Annotated in this window: 14 protein-coding genes and 1 pseudogene; all 15 read right to left on the minus strand. The window is 58.6% G+C overall.

Annotated features, from left to right (window positions below; all coding sequences use genetic code 11):
• Positions 1-20 precede the first annotated feature (20 nt).
• Complete coding sequence (locus tag C3Z11_RS15600; RefSeq protein WP_106478854.1) at positions 21-875, minus strand: universal stress protein; 855 nt, start codon at positions 873-875, stop codon at positions 21-23.
• Between the two features lie 15 nt (positions 876-890).
• Positions 891-2375 carry a SulP family inorganic anion transporter gene (locus C3Z11_RS15605; protein WP_106478855.1) on the minus strand — a complete coding sequence of 495 codons (1485 nt, stop codon included), beginning with the start codon at positions 2373-2375 and terminating at the stop codon, positions 891-893.
• A gap of 444 nt (positions 2376-2819) precedes the next feature.
• Positions 2820-3971: a cyclopropane fatty acyl phospholipid synthase gene (gene cfa / locus C3Z11_RS15610; protein WP_106479090.1), complete on the minus strand. Its 1152-nt coding sequence runs from the start codon at positions 3969-3971 to the stop codon at positions 2820-2822.
• 205 nt (positions 3972-4176) lie between these two features.
• Positions 4177-5022, minus strand: coding sequence for a universal stress protein (locus C3Z11_RS15615; RefSeq protein WP_106478856.1), 846 nt, complete (start codon positions 5020-5022; stop codon positions 4177-4179).
• A gap of 33 nt (positions 5023-5055) precedes the next feature.
• A pseudogene (locus C3Z11_RS17340) lies at positions 5056-5139 on the minus strand (sulfate transporter); the annotation flags it as partial.
• A gap of 239 nt (positions 5140-5378) precedes the next feature.
• Positions 5379-6170 carry a slipin family protein gene (locus tag C3Z11_RS15620; RefSeq protein WP_106478857.1) on the minus strand — a complete coding sequence of 264 codons (792 nt, stop codon included), beginning with the start codon at positions 6168-6170 and terminating at the stop codon, positions 5379-5381.
• On the minus strand, positions 6167-7606 hold the full coding sequence (locus tag C3Z11_RS15625) for an NfeD family protein (RefSeq protein ID WP_106478858.1): 1440 nt from the start codon (positions 7604-7606) through the stop codon (positions 6167-6169). The genes C3Z11_RS15620 and C3Z11_RS15625 overlap by 4 nt, the downstream gene beginning before the upstream one ends.
• A 175-nt stretch (positions 7607-7781) precedes the next feature.
• Positions 7782-8960, minus strand: a complete 1179-nt coding sequence (gene uxuA, locus C3Z11_RS15630) for a mannonate dehydratase (protein WP_106478859.1) — start codon at positions 8958-8960, stop codon at positions 7782-7784.
• Positions 8961-8994: 34 nt separating this feature from the next.
• Positions 8995-10509, minus strand: a complete 1515-nt coding sequence (locus C3Z11_RS15635) for a mannitol dehydrogenase family protein (RefSeq protein WP_106478860.1) — start codon at positions 10507-10509, stop codon at positions 8995-8997.
• Entirely contained in the window at positions 10510-11625 is a 1116-nt protein-coding gene (locus C3Z11_RS15640; protein WP_106478861.1) for an Ldh family oxidoreductase, read from the minus strand.
• Positions 11626-11628: 3 nt separating this feature from the next.
• On the minus strand, positions 11629-12912 hold the full coding sequence (locus tag C3Z11_RS15645; protein WP_106478862.1) for a TRAP transporter large permease: 1284 nt from the start codon (positions 12910-12912) through the stop codon (positions 11629-11631).
• Positions 12912-13490, minus strand: coding sequence for a TRAP transporter small permease (locus tag C3Z11_RS15650; protein ID WP_262927448.1), 579 nt, complete (start codon positions 13488-13490; stop codon positions 12912-12914). Before C3Z11_RS15650 ends, C3Z11_RS15645 begins: the two co-directional genes overlap by 1 nt.
• Before the next feature lie 53 nt (positions 13491-13543).
• A complete protein-coding gene (locus C3Z11_RS15655) occupies positions 13544-14512 on the minus strand; it encodes a TRAP transporter substrate-binding protein (RefSeq protein ID WP_106478863.1) in 969 nt (322 codons plus the stop codon).
• A gap of 45 nt (positions 14513-14557) precedes the next feature.
• Positions 14558-15580: a Zn-dependent oxidoreductase gene (locus C3Z11_RS15660; protein WP_106478864.1), complete on the minus strand. Its 1023-nt coding sequence runs from the start codon at positions 15578-15580 to the stop codon at positions 14558-14560.
• Positions 15581-15618: 38 nt separating this feature from the next.
• The gene (gene manD, locus C3Z11_RS15665) at positions 15619-16830 is read right to left on the minus strand and encodes a D-mannonate dehydratase ManD (protein WP_106478865.1); all 1212 of its coding nucleotides are present in this window, start codon (positions 16828-16830) and stop codon (positions 15619-15621) included.
• Between the last annotated feature and the right edge of the window lie 321 nt (positions 16831-17151).

A 17151-nucleotide genomic window follows, 5' to 3' on the forward strand; every position in this document is an offset into this window, starting at 1 on the left:
ATCAGCGCAGCAACCGTTAGTCAGCGCAGCAGCAACAGCGGTATCTGAGTATTGCGGATCATTGCTGTGGTCGTGCTGCCGACTAGTAGATGACGAATACGCGAATGTCCGTAAGCGCCCATCACCATCAGATCAATGGCATTGTCTCGTGCATAGGATGCGAGAGTCTCTTCGACATCACCGGAGCGGATTACGCTGGTGACATCAATACCCGCCGTGCTCAATACGCCTTCAGCCCATGGCAAGCCTTTCTGGGCGGCTTCACTGTCCGCACCGATGGTGACCACATGGCAAGCCAGTCCGTTTAGCAATCCACCAGCAGCGAGCATTTCCACGCCGCGCCGTGTCGTTGCGCTGTTGTCGAAAGCGATCATGACCCGCTTGATGTCACGATAATCATCGATCGCCACCAGTACCGGCTTGTGCACGGCACGGATGACGCGCTCCAGATTGCTGCCCAAGTGCTCACTCGCCGTGGCGGCAGCTTCACCGCGCTTACCTAACACCAGCAGACGAATCTCATCTTCAAGTTCGGCAAGCGCCTCGACCAGCCCGCCATGGCGCTGGCGCACCTGAGGCGCATTACACCCTTTCTCCTCGGCGCGCTGCCTGACATCCTCCAGCATCAACTGGCCGTGCTGGCGCGCCAGCTTGCCATGCTGCTCGTCAAGCTGCGCCAGTTCTTCAAGCAGATGTTCACGGCTACCCAGGCCGATATTGCCGCTCAGGTCGGACTCCGGCCTTTCGACATGTTCGTCCAACGCATGCAGGAACGTCAGCGGTGCACCGAGTTTCAAACTTGCCCAAGCGGCATAGTCGCATACCGCCGTAGCAAAGCTTGAACCATCGATACATCCCATTACACGAGTCGTCATGGTGTCCCCCTTAGATCAGTGGCCGCCCATTAGTTTCTCGGCGTCGGGTTTATCGTGAACCGCGAAGCGATCAACCAGCGTTGCACTTGCTTCGTTAAGCCCGATGAGCTCAACATCGGTGCCCTCACGGCGGAACTTGATCACTACCTTGTCGAGTGCTTCGATGGCGGTGGTATCCCAGAAATGGGCATGGGTCAGGTCGATTCTGACCCGATCGACCGCTTCCTTGAAGTCAAACGCATCAACGAATTGAGTGGTAGACGAGAAGAAGACCTGACCGGTAACCGTGTATTCACGGGCGCCATCGGCGGCATCACTGGCGCCGACATGCAGCACGCGGCCGACCTTGTTGGCGAAGAACAGCGCCGACAGCAGCACGCCGACGAGCACGCCAATCGCCAGATTATCAGTAGCGACGACCACGGCAACGGTGGCGAGCATGACGATATTGGTGGTCAACGGCAGGCGCTTGAGATCACGTATCGAGCCCCAGTTGAAGGTACCGATCGAGACCATGATCATCACCGCGACCAGCGCCGCCATCGGAATCTGCGATACCCACGGGCCGAGAAACACCACCAGGATCAGCAGGCCAATACCGGCGACCATGGTCGACAGCCGCGTACGTCCGCCGGATTTCACGTTGATCACCGTCTGGCCGATCATGCCGCAGCCAGCCATACCGCCGAGGAAACCGGTAACGATATTGGCGCAGCCCTGACCACGGCATTCCTTGTTCTTGTCACTGCCGGTATCGGTTAGATCGTCGACGATGGTGGCGGTCATCATCGACTCAAGCAGGCCAACCATTGCCATGGTGATCGAGTACGGCAGGATGATCAGCAGCGTGTCGAGATTGAACGGAATATCAGGAATCAAAAAGACCGGTAGGCTGTCAGGCAGCTCGCCCATATCGCCAACCTTGTGGATATCGAGCCCCATCCACATGGAAAATGCGGTCAACACCACGATGCAGACCATCGGCGAGGGCACTGCCTTGCCGAGCTTGGGCAGATAGGGAAAGAGATAAATGATGCCAAGCCCCACCGCGGTCATCGCATAGACGTGCCAGGTGACATTGGTCAGCTCCGGCAGCTGTGCCATGAAAATCAAAATCGCCAGAGCGTTGACGAAACCGGTCACCACCGGGCGGGCAACGAAGCGCATCAGCGCCCCGAGCTTGAGATAACCCGCAGCGATCTGCAAAAGACCAGTCAGAATCGTCGCCGCGAACAGGTACTCAAGACCGTGATCACGTACCAGCGTCACCATTAACAGCGCCATCGCCCCGGTCGCGGCCGAAATCATCGCTGGGCGTCCGCCGGTCAGTGCGATCACTACCGCCATCGAAAACGACGCGTAGAGGCCAACCTTGGGATCGACGCCGGCAATGATCGAGAAGGCGATCGCCTCAGGAATCAATGCCAGCGCGACCACGAGTCCCGACAGCACGTCGTTTCTTATGTTGGAAAACCAGTTTTGTTTTATCGAGCCAATCATCATCCTATCCAGGTGGTTGTTGAAACAGGTGGTTATTGAACGTAGTAAAACCACGGCCAGAGTTGCGCGCCATATGCCATTTAATGAAATAACCAATCGCCATACGTCGGCTATCTCCGGCTGACGCTCGAAATCTCGGCGCGTTACCACGCACGCTATGAATAAACGTATTTAAACTATCGAACACTATCGGGAAAACGCGCCAGAAAGGCGCCATGATGCTGAAAACGCTCATGTTGAGCGCTTATCGCCTGGGGAAGGCGAACTTAGGGTGGAGTCAGGCTCCAGAGGGTCATGACAGGCGCTGAGAACATCAAATTAGCCAAACATCTAAGAAAAAAGAGTGCGTAGTTTAGCAGGCATAAACCGGACGTACACCCACGAAGCGGCCAAAGCCGGACGTCAGAACGCACGCTGACGTCCAGGCGACGCAAATAATGGCGTTCAATCAACCCGCTGGTAGCCGCCGAGCACGCCCTGCTTCGACAGTACCCACTGCCACAATTGGATATCGCGCGCACGAAACGAGGCGGCGCACGACAGCAGGTAATAGCGCCACATGCGATAGAAGCGCTCACCGAAGCGCTCCTTGAACTGTGGCCAGCTGCGCTCGAAGTTGGCGTGCCAGGCCATCAGCGTCTTGTCGTAATCAGCGCCGAAGTTATGTAGATCTTCAGTGATGAACAGCTCGCCTGCCGCATCGCCGATCTGCCCGATGGAAGGCAGGTCACCATTGGGAAAAATGTAGCGATCAATCCACGGATCGGGCGTGCTTTCACGTACTTTTTTACCAATGGTATGCAGCAGAAAAAGCCCGTCGTCGCGCAGGCAGCGATGCGCTACCTCCATATACGCACGATGGTTCTTGTGCCCGACGTGCTCAAACATGCCGATGCTGACGATCGCATCAAACGTTTCATTGAGCTCGCGATAGTCCTGCAGCCGGAACTCGACCGGCAGGCCGCGCTTCATCAGCGACTTGCCGTACTCCGCCTGCTCGCGGGAGATAGTCACGCCGACGCACTCAACGCCGTAGTGCTCAGCGGCGTAGGCCATGAAGCTGCCCCAGCCGCAGCCGATATCAAGAACCTTCATGCCCGGTTTGAGGTCCAACTTGCGGCAAATCAGATCGAGTTTGGCTTCCTGCGCCTCGTCCAGTGTCGTCGCATTTTTCCAGTAGCCGCAGGTATAGGTCATGCGCTTGTCGAGCATTGCGGCGTAGAAATCGTTGCCAAGATCATAGTGAGCTTCGCCGACTTGCCAGGCGCGCTTGATGCTCTGCAGATTGGTCAGCTTGGCACGCAGTGCGTGCAGGACCAGCTTGCTGGGTTTGACTTGCTCATACAGATTAGCCCTCAGCAGACGAAAAAAGAACTCATCAAGCTGATCGGCCTCCCACAGGCCATCCATATAGGCCTCACCCAAGCCCAAATTGCCCTCTGACAGTGCGCGATCCAGCACTTCCGTCGACTTGATGCGCATGTCCCAAGGTCGGCTGCCGTCGAGCTGGATATCGGCCTTGGCAAGCAGCTCGCCTGCGGTGTGGTAAAGGCTCGACGCCTTGGAAACGGACGCATCTTGCTCACTGAATGACATCTTCACCGGACTTCTCCTTCTTCCCTGATTGACGCGCTGTCTATGGGGTGATCGCGAGGTGACTAGTAATGTTGTCGTTAATCGAAAATAGCCTGTTACCTATAAATTAGTTCGTCTGCTCAGTAAAAATACCGCACAAGCGCGGGACTCGCCATAGTCATGTTCAGTTAGAGAAGTTTCGACTGTGCCACCGCAATGAAATCGCTCAGCGCATCAGCAGCACCGGCACGTCCGCCTTGCGCATCATCGCCGTAGTGGTACTGCCGACCAGCAGATGGCGAATACGTGAATGGCCATAGGCGCCCATCACGATCAGGTCAATGGCGTTGTCTTTCACGTACTTGTCGAGCGCCTCCTCCACATGGCCGGCACGGGTCGCCGTGGTCACGTCAAGCCCAGCGGCGCCCAGCACTTCGCGCGCCCACGGCAGGCCCTCACGAGCAGCCTCACTGTCGATACCAACGGTGACCAGATGGCACTCAAGGCCTTTGAGCAGCGGGCTTGCCGCAAGCGTCTCGATACCGCGCCGTGTGGTGGCGCTGTTGTCGAAGGCGATCATCGCCTGCTCGGGCGTGCGGAATTCCCCTGTCGTAATAAGAATATTGCGGTGCAATGCGCGCACGACACGCTCAAGGTTGCTGCCCAGATGCTCATCGTTGGATTCACCGCGCTTACCCAACACCAGCAGACGGATATCGCCTTCAAGTTCGGTTAGCGTCTCGACCAGTTCACCGTTGCGCTGACGACAATGAACATCAGCTACACCGTCGGCTCTAGCGCGATCCACCGCTGCATCCAACATCAACCGCCCCTGCTCCTGAGCGATCTTGGCGCGTTTCTCATCGAGCGTCGCCAGCTCCTCAAGCAGATGTTCGCGACTGCCGAGGCCGATGTTGCCGCTCAGATCGCTCTGGGTCGCACGTTCCTTGTCCAGCACATGGACGAAGGTCAGCGGCACATCAAGGCGTAGGCTCGCCCAGGCGGCGTAATCGCATACCGTAGGGGCAAAGACGGAACCGTCGATACAGGCCATTACGTGAGCTGTGGTCATACTGTGTCTCCTTTACCTCATAGTGATGACTGTTTAGTGGCCACTCATTATTTTTTCGACTTCTTCAGGTTTATCATCCACGGCGACACGATTGACAATTGTTGCACTCGCCTCGTTGAATCAGGTCGCTTCTCACCTTGTCAGCATTTTCTTGAAATCAAAGACGTTAATGAAGCGCTCCGCCGAGGTGACCAAAGTCCGACCGATGACTCGATACTCGCGGTAGATTCCGTCATTGTCCATACAAGAGCCGCTATCCAGATCAGATCAGCGTTGACATATAACGGCGCCATGAAAAAAGGCATGGCCAGTGCATGGCCATGCCCCAGTGAACCTTTAACTCCTCGCTCACACGATCACGGTGTGTCCTGCCTGCGCCCATCATCGGTGCCAGCGTCGCGCTTGGCCCTGAACTGCTGAAATATCTCGGTGATTTCCAGCGGCAGCGGGAAGATGATGGTCGAGGCGTTGCGGTTACTCATGTCACTCATCGTCTGCAGGTAACGCAGCTGCAGCGCAGCGGGATTGCGCGACATCATGTCAGCGGCCTCGACCAGTTTCTGTGATGCCTGCATTTCGCCTTCGGCGGCAATGATCTTGGCGCGCCGCTCACGCTCTGCCTCAGCCTGACGGGCAATCGCGCGAATCATGTTCTCATCGATATCGACCTGCTTGATCTCAACATTGGCAACCTTGATCCCCCACGCCTCGGTCTGAGCATCGATGATCTCCTGGATGTCGTCGTTGAGCTTGTCGCGCTCGGAAAGCATCTCGTCGAGATCATGCTTGCCGAGCACCGACCGTAGCGTGGTCTGGGCGATCTGGCTGGTTGCCATGCCGAAGTTCTCGATCTGGATAATCGCCCGTTCGGGATCGACAACGCGAAAATAGACCACGGCGTTGACTCGCACTGTAATGTTGTCACGTGAGATCACGTCCTGGCCCGGCACGTCGAGGGTAATGGTACGCAGATCGACGCGCTCCATTTTCTGAATGACCGGAATAACGATGATCAGCCCCGGGCCCTTGACGCCTTGAAAACGCCCGAGGAAGAACACCACGCCGCGCTGATACTCCGGTAGGATGCGAATCGATGCTGCGATCAGAATGATCACGATCAGGACAGGCACAAGGTAGGGAATAATCATGGACGTTCTCCCGAATCCGAAATGTGAGAAGGAGGCGATGCCTGCGGCTCGCCGGGTTCTACCTCGACACGCAAGCCATTCACGGCAATAACACGCAGAGGCTGACCTTTGTGAACGGCAACACTAGCGTGGGCATTCCAGCGTTCACCATGCAGCAGCACGTGACCGTTACCTTCAGCATTGAAGTCATCCCGCGCTACCGCCACCGCGCCGATCAGTTCTTCCTGCCCGCCTTGCGCCGGCTGGCGCCGCAGCTTGGCCAGACGCATTACCATCCACAGCAAAAAGCCACCGATGACCAGCGCCGTGCCGCCGATCAGCGGCAGCGACACCCACAGTCCAGTGCCATCCATCAGCAACACCGAGCCGACAACAAAGGCAGCCAGTCCACCGAAGCCGAGCACACCGACACCCGGTGCGAACGCCTCGGCAATAATCAGGGCGATGCCGACCAGTAACAGTGTCATTCCCGCCACGTTGACCGGCAGGATTTGAAACGCATAGAAGGACAACAGCAAACTGACCGCACCCAGCACGCCAGGCAGCAGCAGACCAGGGCTGAGCAGCTCAAATACCAGTCCTATCACGCCGGCCAGTAGCAGCAGATAAGCGATGTTGGGATCGGCAATAACCGATAAGAGCCGCGTGCGCCAGTCGGGGGCAAAGCGCTCGATGGCGATATCGGCAGTATCGAGCCGCCGCGGGCCGGAAGCGAGTGCCACCTCGTGCCCATCGATACGTGAAAATAGCGCATCAAGACTGGGTGCAACGATGTCGACCACGTTCTGCTGCTCAGCCTCGCTCGCGGTCAAGGTGACGGCTTCGCGAACGGCGCGTTCGGCCCAGTCGGCATTGCGTCCGCGCCGCTCGGCCAGGGAGCGAATATACGCCACCGCGTCTTCAAGCTGCTTGCGCTGTTCAGCGTTGGCTGGCACTGGAGAGTTGTCGTCGCTTTTTTCACCGCTTGGCGCGTCATCGTTATCGCCACCGATCAGTTGGATCGGTGTCGCCGCACCCAAATGGGTAGCTGGCGCCATCGCGGCAATATGACTGACATAGAGCAGATAGGTACCGGCGCTCGCCGCCCGTGCGCCCTCGGGGGCGACATAGATCACTACCGGTACAGCAGAATCGAGGATGGCTGCAATCATGTCGCGGGTTGATGCAAACAACCCGCCAGGCGTATCGAGTTCGAGCACGACCACTTCGGCATTCTCGGCCTCGGCACGTGCCAGTCCGCGCTGGAAATAATCCGCGCTTGCCGGACTGACGGCACCGTTAAGCTGCATGACCAGCGCAGAACGCCGAGACGAGTCAGCAATACCTGACTCAGCTGACTCAGCCGCCGCATACGCTGCCATGGAAGTACCCAACATGATCACGAGCAGCCAGCCAAGCGTAGGCAATAAGGTGAGAGCATGACGCTTCTGGTACATAGAATCCCCGTGCGTCGGTGATGCTTTTCTTCGATATTTATACTGTAGTTGAGCCCCGTCCGTTCATGGAGGATGAACATAAGAATCCACAAATAAAAAGGGGCACCCAGAAACAGGATGCCCCTTTGGCGATGACTTTAAGGCCCGCTATCTAAGACCCACTATCTAAGGCCCGCTAGGAGGTCAGCTGGCTCACCGCCAATTCCACGCCTCTGATTTCCGCCAGCCCTTTCAGGCGACCGATCATCGAATAACCCGGGTTGGTCGTCTTGTGCTGATCATCAAGCAGCTGATGACCATGATCAGGACGCAGCGGAATACACGGCCCGCCTTCAAGGTTACGGCGACGCTCTTCCTTTACCAGCGTCTGGATAACGCCGACCATGTCGACATTACCGGCGAGATGATGCGCCTCGTGGAAGCTGCGTGGCTCATCGGGTTCACGTGTCGTCGCGCGTAGATGAACGAAATATATCTTGTCGGCAAAACGCATCGCCATCTCGACCAGATCGTTGTCTTCACGCACGCCATAGGAACCGGTACAGAACGTCAGCCCATTGGCCGGACTCGGCACCGTATCGAGCAGCCACTGAACATCCGCAGCGGTCGAAACGATACGCGGCAAACCCAGTAGCGGGCGGGGTGGATCATCAGGATGCACCGCCATGCGCACGCCCACTTCTTCCGCTACCGGCACAACCGCACGCAGAAAATAGGTCATATTGTCACGCAGCTTGGCTTCGTCAATAGCAGCGTAATCAGCAAGAACTTCCAGAAACTGTTCAGGCGTGTAGTTCTGCTCTGAACCCGGCAGACCGGCAATGATATTGGACACCAGCTGAGCACGCCCCGCCTCGTCAAGCGATTCGGCGTACATCCGGGCGCGGGTGATCTCAAGATCGCTGTATTCTTCCAGCGAACCAGGCCGCATCAGGATGAACAAGTCGAAGGCGGCAAAGGCATCCTGATCGAAGCGTAGTGCCCAGCCACCGTCTGGCAGTGCAAAGGCGAGATCGGTACGCGTCCAATCAAGAATCGGCATGAAGTTGTAGCAAACGATATCGATCCCGCAGGCAGCAAGGTTTCTGAGCGTCTGCTGATAGTTGGCGATATGACGGTCGCGCTCACCCTTGCCCTGCTTGATATCCTCATGAACCGGTACGCTCTCAACCACTGACCAGGACAGCCCCGCCGCTTCGATCAACGCCTTGCGCTCACGGACCGCCTCCAGCGGCCAGACCTCGCCGTTGGGTATTTCGTGCAGGGCAGTGACAATGCCGGTTGCGCCGGTCTGCTTGATCTCCTTGAGCGTGATAGGGTCGTTAGGGCCGAACCAGCGCCAGGTATGCTCCATGCTGTTTACTCCAGGAACTGAGGACAATTTTTATTCATGACGCCGAAGAAGACACTGCCAGCACCTGACGCGCGTCATGATCAACCAACTCACGATAGGCGCTCATCACAGCCTGCGCAAAATCATCGCGCTCAGCCAGCCGTGCTGGAAAGATGTCACGCAGCGCCAAAAAGGCCATGACCAATGACTGCGCATCGTCACCATGAGCGGCATGCAGTTGTACGTAGATCTCACGCAACGGATCGCTGACGTCGAACGTCTCGCCATTGGCGTCGACGCCTTTCGTATAGCGTATCCAGGCGGCAATGCCCAGTGCGGTGCAGTCAATCGAACGCTCTTCACTCAGGCATTGTTCGGCCCCATGCAACAAGCGCTGCGGCAGCTTCTGCGAACCATCCATGGCGATCTGCTGCAAGCGATGCTTCAAACTATCATTGCCAAAGCGCGCCACGAGCTGCTCAGCGTAGCCGCCCACGTCGACGCCCACCGGCATGTCTAGCGTCGGTGCGGCTTCTTCCGTCATGTAGCGATGAATGAAGCCCGCCATGGCGGGGTCGGCGATCGCCTCGGCCACCGTCGCGAAGCCGGCCATGGTGCCAACATACGCAAGCAGCGAGTGGCTGCCGTTGAGCATCCTCAACTTCATCGTCTCGAATGGGCCCACATCATCGACCATCTCGACACCGACGTGCTCCCACTGCGGCCTGCCTTGAGGAAAATCATCCTCGACCACCCACTGCGAGAACGCCTCGCAAACTACCGCAGCGTCATCATCACAGCCCAGTTCACGCAATTGATCGAACGAGGCATCCGTCATTGCCGGCACAATGCGGTCAACCATGCTAGAGGGAAAGGCGACGTTGGCTTCAATCCACTCGGCCAACCCTTCGCCTTGCCCACCTTCATCCTGACGCGCGGCGAGCTGGACCACAGCGGCGCGGGTACGCCGACCGTTGTCCGGCATGTTGTCGCACGACAGCACCGCGAATGGCGGCAATCCCTGTTCACGGCGGCGGCGCAGAGCAGCGACGATCAGCCCCGGCGCGGTACGCGGCCGCTCAGGATTGGCGATATCGGCAGCAATCGAGGAATCGTCTTCTCTGAGCCGACCTTCAGCCGGGCTCAAATAATAGCCCTTCTCGGTCACGGTGAGGGTGACGATACGCGTCTCCGGTGCGGCCATGCGGTCAAGCAACACGTCAAGATCATCGCCCCATACGCCACTTTTGTCCTGACCAGTAAACAGCGCCTCCTGAATCACGTCGATCTCGCGCAGCGTGACATGCTCGCTATCGCCATATTCAGCGACATGATAGCGATAACCGGCCTCACGCAGCTGGTCGACCAAGGCACGGTTGGAGCGGATATTGGCACTGCACACGCCCCATCTGCCGGCATCAGAATCATTACTTGAATCATTGTCTGAATCATTAAGGCAGCGCTGTAAGTAAACCGCCTGATGAGCGCGATGAAAGGCCCCTAGTCCAAGATGGACAATGCCGATCGCTTCAGGCGTGGCGGCCGCCGAAACACGTGTAACCTCAACCATTCATTTCGCTCCTATCGCGGGCGGCAGCGCTACGCCGACGCGCGTGCCGATGTCATTTAGTTTTGCCGCCACCGCCTCTTCGATGATGACGCCATCCCGAGCCGCAGCCTCCTCCGCCTCAATTTCCTTGAGCCCAGCATAATAGACCCGCTCACGGTCTTCGGCGGGTGGGCAGTTGCGCAGATCGTTAAGCAGCTGATCCATATCACGGCGGAACTCGGCAGCGGGACGGAACATGTCGATGCGGAAGGCGGCGAAGAAATGCCCGACCCGGCCGGCGGCCTCGGCGTTGTCGCGCACGTGCTGGCCGAAGGCGTGACCGGCGAGCGCGCCGCACAGGATGTCGACCATCACCGCCAGCCCATAACCTTTATGACCGCCGAACATGGTGCCGGCACCGCCGAGCGGATGCAGCCCGCCGCCGGCGTAGCGGTTCATGCTGTCGAGCAGACTCGGTGCATCACTGGCATGGCGGCCCCTGGCATCGGCAGCCCACCCTTCCGGCAACGGCTTGCCCCGGCGGGCGTAGACCTCGATCTTGCCACGCGGCACCGCCGTGGTCGCCATGTCGAGCACGAAGGCGTGCTCCTTGTCAGCCGGGGCGGCAAAGGCGATCGGGTTGGTGCCAAACATGCAGCGCGTGCCATCGGTGGGTACGCCGAGCGCTGCGGTATTGGTCATCGCGATACCGATCATGTCGTGCTCAAGCGCCTGCATCGCATACCAGGCGGCGATGCCGAAATGGTTGGAGTCACGCACCGTGGCGAACCCTGCCCCGCCCGTGCGGGCCTTATCGAGTACGGACTTCATCGCAAGCTCACTGACCGGCACACCCATTGCCCCCCTGGCATCAAGGGCGATCGAGATCGGCGTTTCATGCATGACTTCCGGTACCGCATCGGCGACGATCGCGCCAGTTTCCAGCCCCGCCACGTAGCGCGCTAGCCGCGCCACGCCGTGGGAAGGGATGCCGCGTGCATCAGCGGCGACCAGCACCCGCCCGGACAACGTTGCGTCATCGCGCTCAAGGCCGTAGTGAACAAATACATCGCGGCAAAAATTGATCAACGCCTCACGCTCGAAGCGTGGATCATAGCTTTCATCAAAGATCGTCATCGCTCACTGCACCCCCATGATTAGATTGGGTAGCCATAGCGATATCGCCGGGATATAGGCCACAGCCAACAGCACCAGCAGGTTGCAAACCAGAAACGGCACAATCGCCCGCGCCACCTGCACCATCGGCAGCTCGCCGATGCCAGCGACAATGAACAGGCACACCCCTACCGGCGGCGTGGTCAGGCCGATGATCAGGTTGAGCACCGCCATGATGCCGAAGTGGACCGGGTCCATGCCGACCCCGGTCGCTACCGCAAGCAGCGCCGGGAAGAGGATGATCAGCGCCGCGATGGTTTCCATGAAGGTACCGACGAACAGCAGCAGCAGATTGAGGATCATGATCACTGCGTACTTGTTGTCGCTGATACCGAGAATACCATCGGCAATCATCTGCGGAATGCGCTCGCTGGTCAGGATCCAGCCGAACAGGTTAGCCAGCCCGACCAGGAGCATCAGCGCACCCGCCGTCAGCGCGGTATCGACCAGCAGCGTCGGCAGGTTGCGCCAGGTCAGCCCTTTGTAGATGAACATGCCGACCACGAAGGCATAAACGCTGGCGACGACCGACGCCTCGGTGGGGGTAAAGAAGCCGCCGATGATCCCGTAGAGGATGATGAAGGTCATCAACAATGCCCAGAAGGCGCTGCGCCCTTCCTTGATCAGCGCTTTCAGCGTGACACGCTTTTCCTTGGGGTAGTTGCGTTTCACGGCGAGGATATAAGCGGTGACCATCATCGCCAGCCCGAGTAACAACCCCGGTACTGCACCGGCGAGGAACATGCGCCCCACCGAGACGCCGGACAGCGAGCCAACGATGATCATCGGCACGCTGGGCGGAATGATCGGGCCAATCGTCGACGAAGCCGCCGTTACCGCTGCGGCGAACGGTTTATCGTAGCCGGCGCGGGCCATGCCGGGGATCATCACCGAGCCGATGCTTGCCGCGTCTGCTACCGCCGTGCCGGAAATACCGCCAAAGATCATCGAGCCACCGACGTTGGCCAGCCCCAACCCGCCGCGGATATGACCGACCAGCGCATTGGAGAAACGCACAATATGTTCAGTAATGTTGCCAACGTTCATCAGGTTGCCGGCAAGGATGAAACCGGGAATACATAGCAGTACGAAAGAATCGATGCCGCCATACATCTTCTGCGGCACGATGGTGAGCGGAATACCGGCCAACATCAGGTAGCTCAACGACGCAATGCCGAGCGAGAAGGCGATCGGAATGCCTACCACCAGCAGTACGAAGAACACGGCAAACAGCAGCAGCACTTCCATTACGCGTTCCTCCTGCGCAGCAGCACGATCAGTGCTTCAATTCCGCCTAGAGCGCTATACAACAGCACCAGCGCAAACAGCACTACTGTCGAAAAGAAGATGTAGATCATCGGTACATAGAGCGCTGGGGAGGTCTGGAACTGGCCGATCTGGGCGTATTTCCATGCCGAAGGCAGCACGATAGCCGCAAATACGCCCAGCGCCACGCACACCAGCAGTTGATAAGCGGCGCGGCCACGCGCCCCCAGACGATGCTGGTAAAGCTCAAGGCCGACATTGCGGTTACGCCTGAGTACCAGCCCTGATGAGATCGCCACCAGATAGATGAACAGGTAACGCGATAACTCTTCGGTCCAGACTGGCGAAGTTGGCAGCATGGTGCGTGACACTACCTGTAACAGCACCACGACGACGATCGCCAACAGCGCCACAGCGGCCAGAAAAGCGAACAGCCGATCGAGGCCATTGATCAGTTTACCGACCGCACCGCCCAATGGCGGTACGAGCATGACCGGCTCTATAGCCTCATGGGCACGCTGTTCGGGTATCGACGCGGCGGGTTGTTCGGAGGGTGACATAGCGATCTTCCATCCCTGAAATGGCCCGGAGCTCAAGCACCGGGCCGTTACGCTTAGAGGTTCTGGATCTTCTCGTAGAGCGCCTTCTGCTCAGGTGAGAGTGCGCTGACCACGGCTGGCGCCGCTTTTTCCTTGAACGCCTGCTGATCGACCTCAACGAAGGTCATGCCCTTATCCTTCAGGGCCTGCTCAAGACGCTGCTGATCTTTAACAAACAGCTCGGCCTCGTAGGATTGCGCTGTCTTGGCGGCGTCGCGCACTACCTGCTGAAGCTCATCGGGCATGCTGTCGAGCTTCTGCTTGCCGATCACCACATAAATCCAGCTTCTGACGTGGTCGGTCATATCGACATACTTCTGCACCTCGTTGAAGCTAGCGCTTTCAATCAGTGACAGCGGGTTTTCCTGCGCCTCGATGGTGCCCTGCTGCAGCGAGGTAAAGACTTCGCTGAACGCCATCGGCGTCGGCTTGGCGCCCAGCGCCTGCCACGTCTTGACGAATAACGGTACGTTGGGCACACGCAGCCGCAAACCGTTGAGGTCGTCAGGCGTCTTGATGGGCCGGTTGGAGGTCAGCTCGCGTGGACCGCGCTCGAACCAGGCCAACGGTACCAGTCCGGTCTTCTCGGTGATCTGCTGTTCGATTTCCTGACCGACCTCGCCTTCAACGGCCTTTTTCATCTGCTCGGAACTGTCGAAGGCGTAGGGCACGGCCATCAGTGCCGCCTTGGGCGCCCAGTTCTGCAAACTCTCACCGGTAATGGTCATGTCAGCGGTGCCGAGCTGAATGCTGTTGATCACATCCATCTCATTGCCAAGCTGCTCGCTGGGATAGACCTGCACCTCAATGCGGCCGTCGGAGTTCTGTTCAACCTCGTCCTTGAACTTGAGCGCAGCCTTGTGCCAGATGTTTTGCTCGTTGGCGAGATGGCCAAACTTGAGCGTGTAATCGGCAGCATTGGCCAGTGCAGCGGCACCGAGCGTTGAGCAGAGTACGGCGCCGGTCAGTAGCTGTTTGAACATGGCGTGAATCCCCTTTCGATTGTCGTAATGGCAACGGCCGGTGCCTCAGGCACCGACATCGATCAATACCTTGCGCACGCGTTCCGGGTGCTGCTCGATCAGCGTGATCGCTTCGCTCATCTCATCAAGCGGCATGCGATGGCTGACCAATGCTGTCGCATCGAGCCGCCCGGCGGCCATCAGCTCAAGCACCTGAGGGAATCTGCGGTTGTTAAGCCGTGAACCCACCAGCGTCAGCTCCTTCTTGATTACTTCAAGCTGCACCAGCTCGCTCGGCGCGCTGGCAAACCCCAGCAGGCCGATACGCCCAGCCGGTGACGCCATACGCACTATGGGCGGCAGCAGCTGCGGCAGACAGGCCGCGTCGGCAATCAATGGCATGCCCTCGCCGTCGGTCAGCTCACGTACGAACGCTTCGATATCCTGCTGTAAGCCATTGACGGTGCGCGTCGCGCCGAGATCGCGAGCGGTAATCAAGCGTTCATCGATAACATCAGTGACGGTGATGTCCTCAATGCCAAGCGCCCGCGCCATCTGCACAATCGTCAGCCCGATCACACCGGCGCCAAACACTAGCAGCCGGTCGCCGGGATGCGGCGCCATGCGTTCGAGTACATTGGCGGCGATGGTGTAGGGCTCGACCAGCGCGCCGGCATCGAGGCCAATCGATTCCGGTAACGGATTGAGGTTGGCGGCAGGTATGGCAACGTACTGCTCGAAGCCGCCGTCGCGGTGTACCCCAATCACCTGCAAGTTGGCGCAGACATTGGGCCGACCAATGCGGCACGGGTAGCAGTGCCCGCAGTTGATTACCGGATCGACACACACCCGCGCGCCGATTTCGACACCCTCGACGCCCTCGCCCAGCGCCTCGACCACGCCGGAGAACTCATGACCGGTGATGCGCGGATAGCGCACAAAGGCGTTATCGCCGTGGATAATATGCATGTCGGAACCGCAGATACCGGCATAGGCGACACGCACCAGCACCTCGCCTGGCGCAGCCTGCGGCCTATCGATCTTGGTGACGCTGTATTCATGCGGCGCACGAACTTGAAAAGCTTTCATTACCTGATCTCCTACCCGGCGATGCCGTGGCTTATCCGTTACCAATGCCAAAGTGTGCCGTCCTCGAGCCGGTTGACCGGCAGACTGGCACGCTTGTAGGGGTATTTCGCGGCGAGCTTCTCGTCGATGTCGACCCCGTGGCCCGGCGCCTCGCCCGGCGTGAAGTGGCCATCTTCGAAGCGGTAGGCGTGGGGGAAGACCTCTTCGGTCAGATCATCGTGGGGCATGTGTTCCTGAATGCCGAAGTTGGGCACCCAAGTATCGAAGTGCAGCGCCGCGCCCATACATACCGGAGAAAGATCAGTCGCACCGTGGAAGCCGGTACGAACGTGGTAGAGCCCAGCCAGATCAGCAATGCGGCGCATGTGGGTGATGCCGCCGGCGTGGGTCAGGGTGGCGCGGATGTAATCGATCCACTGGTTCTCGATCAGCGTCTTGCAGTCGAAGATCGAGTTGAACACCTCGCCCACCGCCAGCGGCGTGGTGGTGTGCTCACGCACCAGCTTGAAACCTTCCTGATTTTCAGCCGGTACGCAGTCTTCAAGCCAGAATAGCTTGAACGGTTCGACTTCCTTGCCAAGTCTGGCAGCCTCGATCGGCGTCAAACGGTGATGAGCGTCGTGGAGAATATGCAGATCGTCGCCGAAGCGTTCACGCACCGCAGCGAACAGCTTGGGCACATAGTTCAAGTATTTGGCGGTGTCCCAGACGTGTTCGGCGGGTAGATCAGCGTCGGCCGGTTCGTAGCGCTCGCCGGCCTTCTTGGCCACCCCATAGGTGGTGGCGATGCCGGGAATGCCGCACTGCACCCGCACCGCCCGATAACCCTGCTCGACGTGACGGGCGACTTCATCGAGACAGCCCTCGATGTCACGTCCGGTGGCATGGCCATAGACCATGATCCGCTCGCGGCTCTTGCCGCCGAGCAGTTGATAAAGGGGCATGCCGGCAAGCTTGGCCTTGATGTCCCACAGCGCCATATCGACTGCGCCTATCGCACTCATCGTCACCGGCCCGCGCCGCCAGTAGGCGCCGCGATAAAGGTAGTGCCAGATATCTTCGATACGCTGCGGATCGCGGCCGATCAGCGTCGGTGCGACGTGTTCCTCGAGATAGGCGACCACGGCCTGCTCGCGACCGTTGAGCGTCGCGTCGCCGATGCCGTAGACGCCTTCGTCCGTCTCAATCTTGAGCGTGACCAGATTGCGGCCCGGGCAGGTGACGATGACGCGCGCCTGGGTAATCTTCATGCCCACCTCTCCTTTAAAGAAAGCGATACGACGTTTCCAGAGCAAGTGCCAGAAACACCGTGATGCTGCCTTTGTAGAGGATCATGAGCATAATTGGTATGCCAATACACCAAAGTATAAGCCACCAAAGCGCCTTTAGGCATACCAATTAAGCCCTGCGCATCAGTGGCGGCGCGTGCTGCAGCCCAAGCTATAACTTTAGTAGAACCTGCTTTTATTCAAGATTTGTATCGAACCCTAGAATACGCCGGGTTCAGATTGGCAAGACAATCGACGATAAACTCGCTAAATTGGCATACCAGTTCATCACCATCCTTGCAC

The sequence above is a fragment of the Phytohalomonas tamaricis genome (assembly GCF_003012345.1).
GTDB lineage: Bacteria > Pseudomonadota > Gammaproteobacteria > Pseudomonadales > Halomonadaceae > Phytohalomonas > Phytohalomonas tamaricis.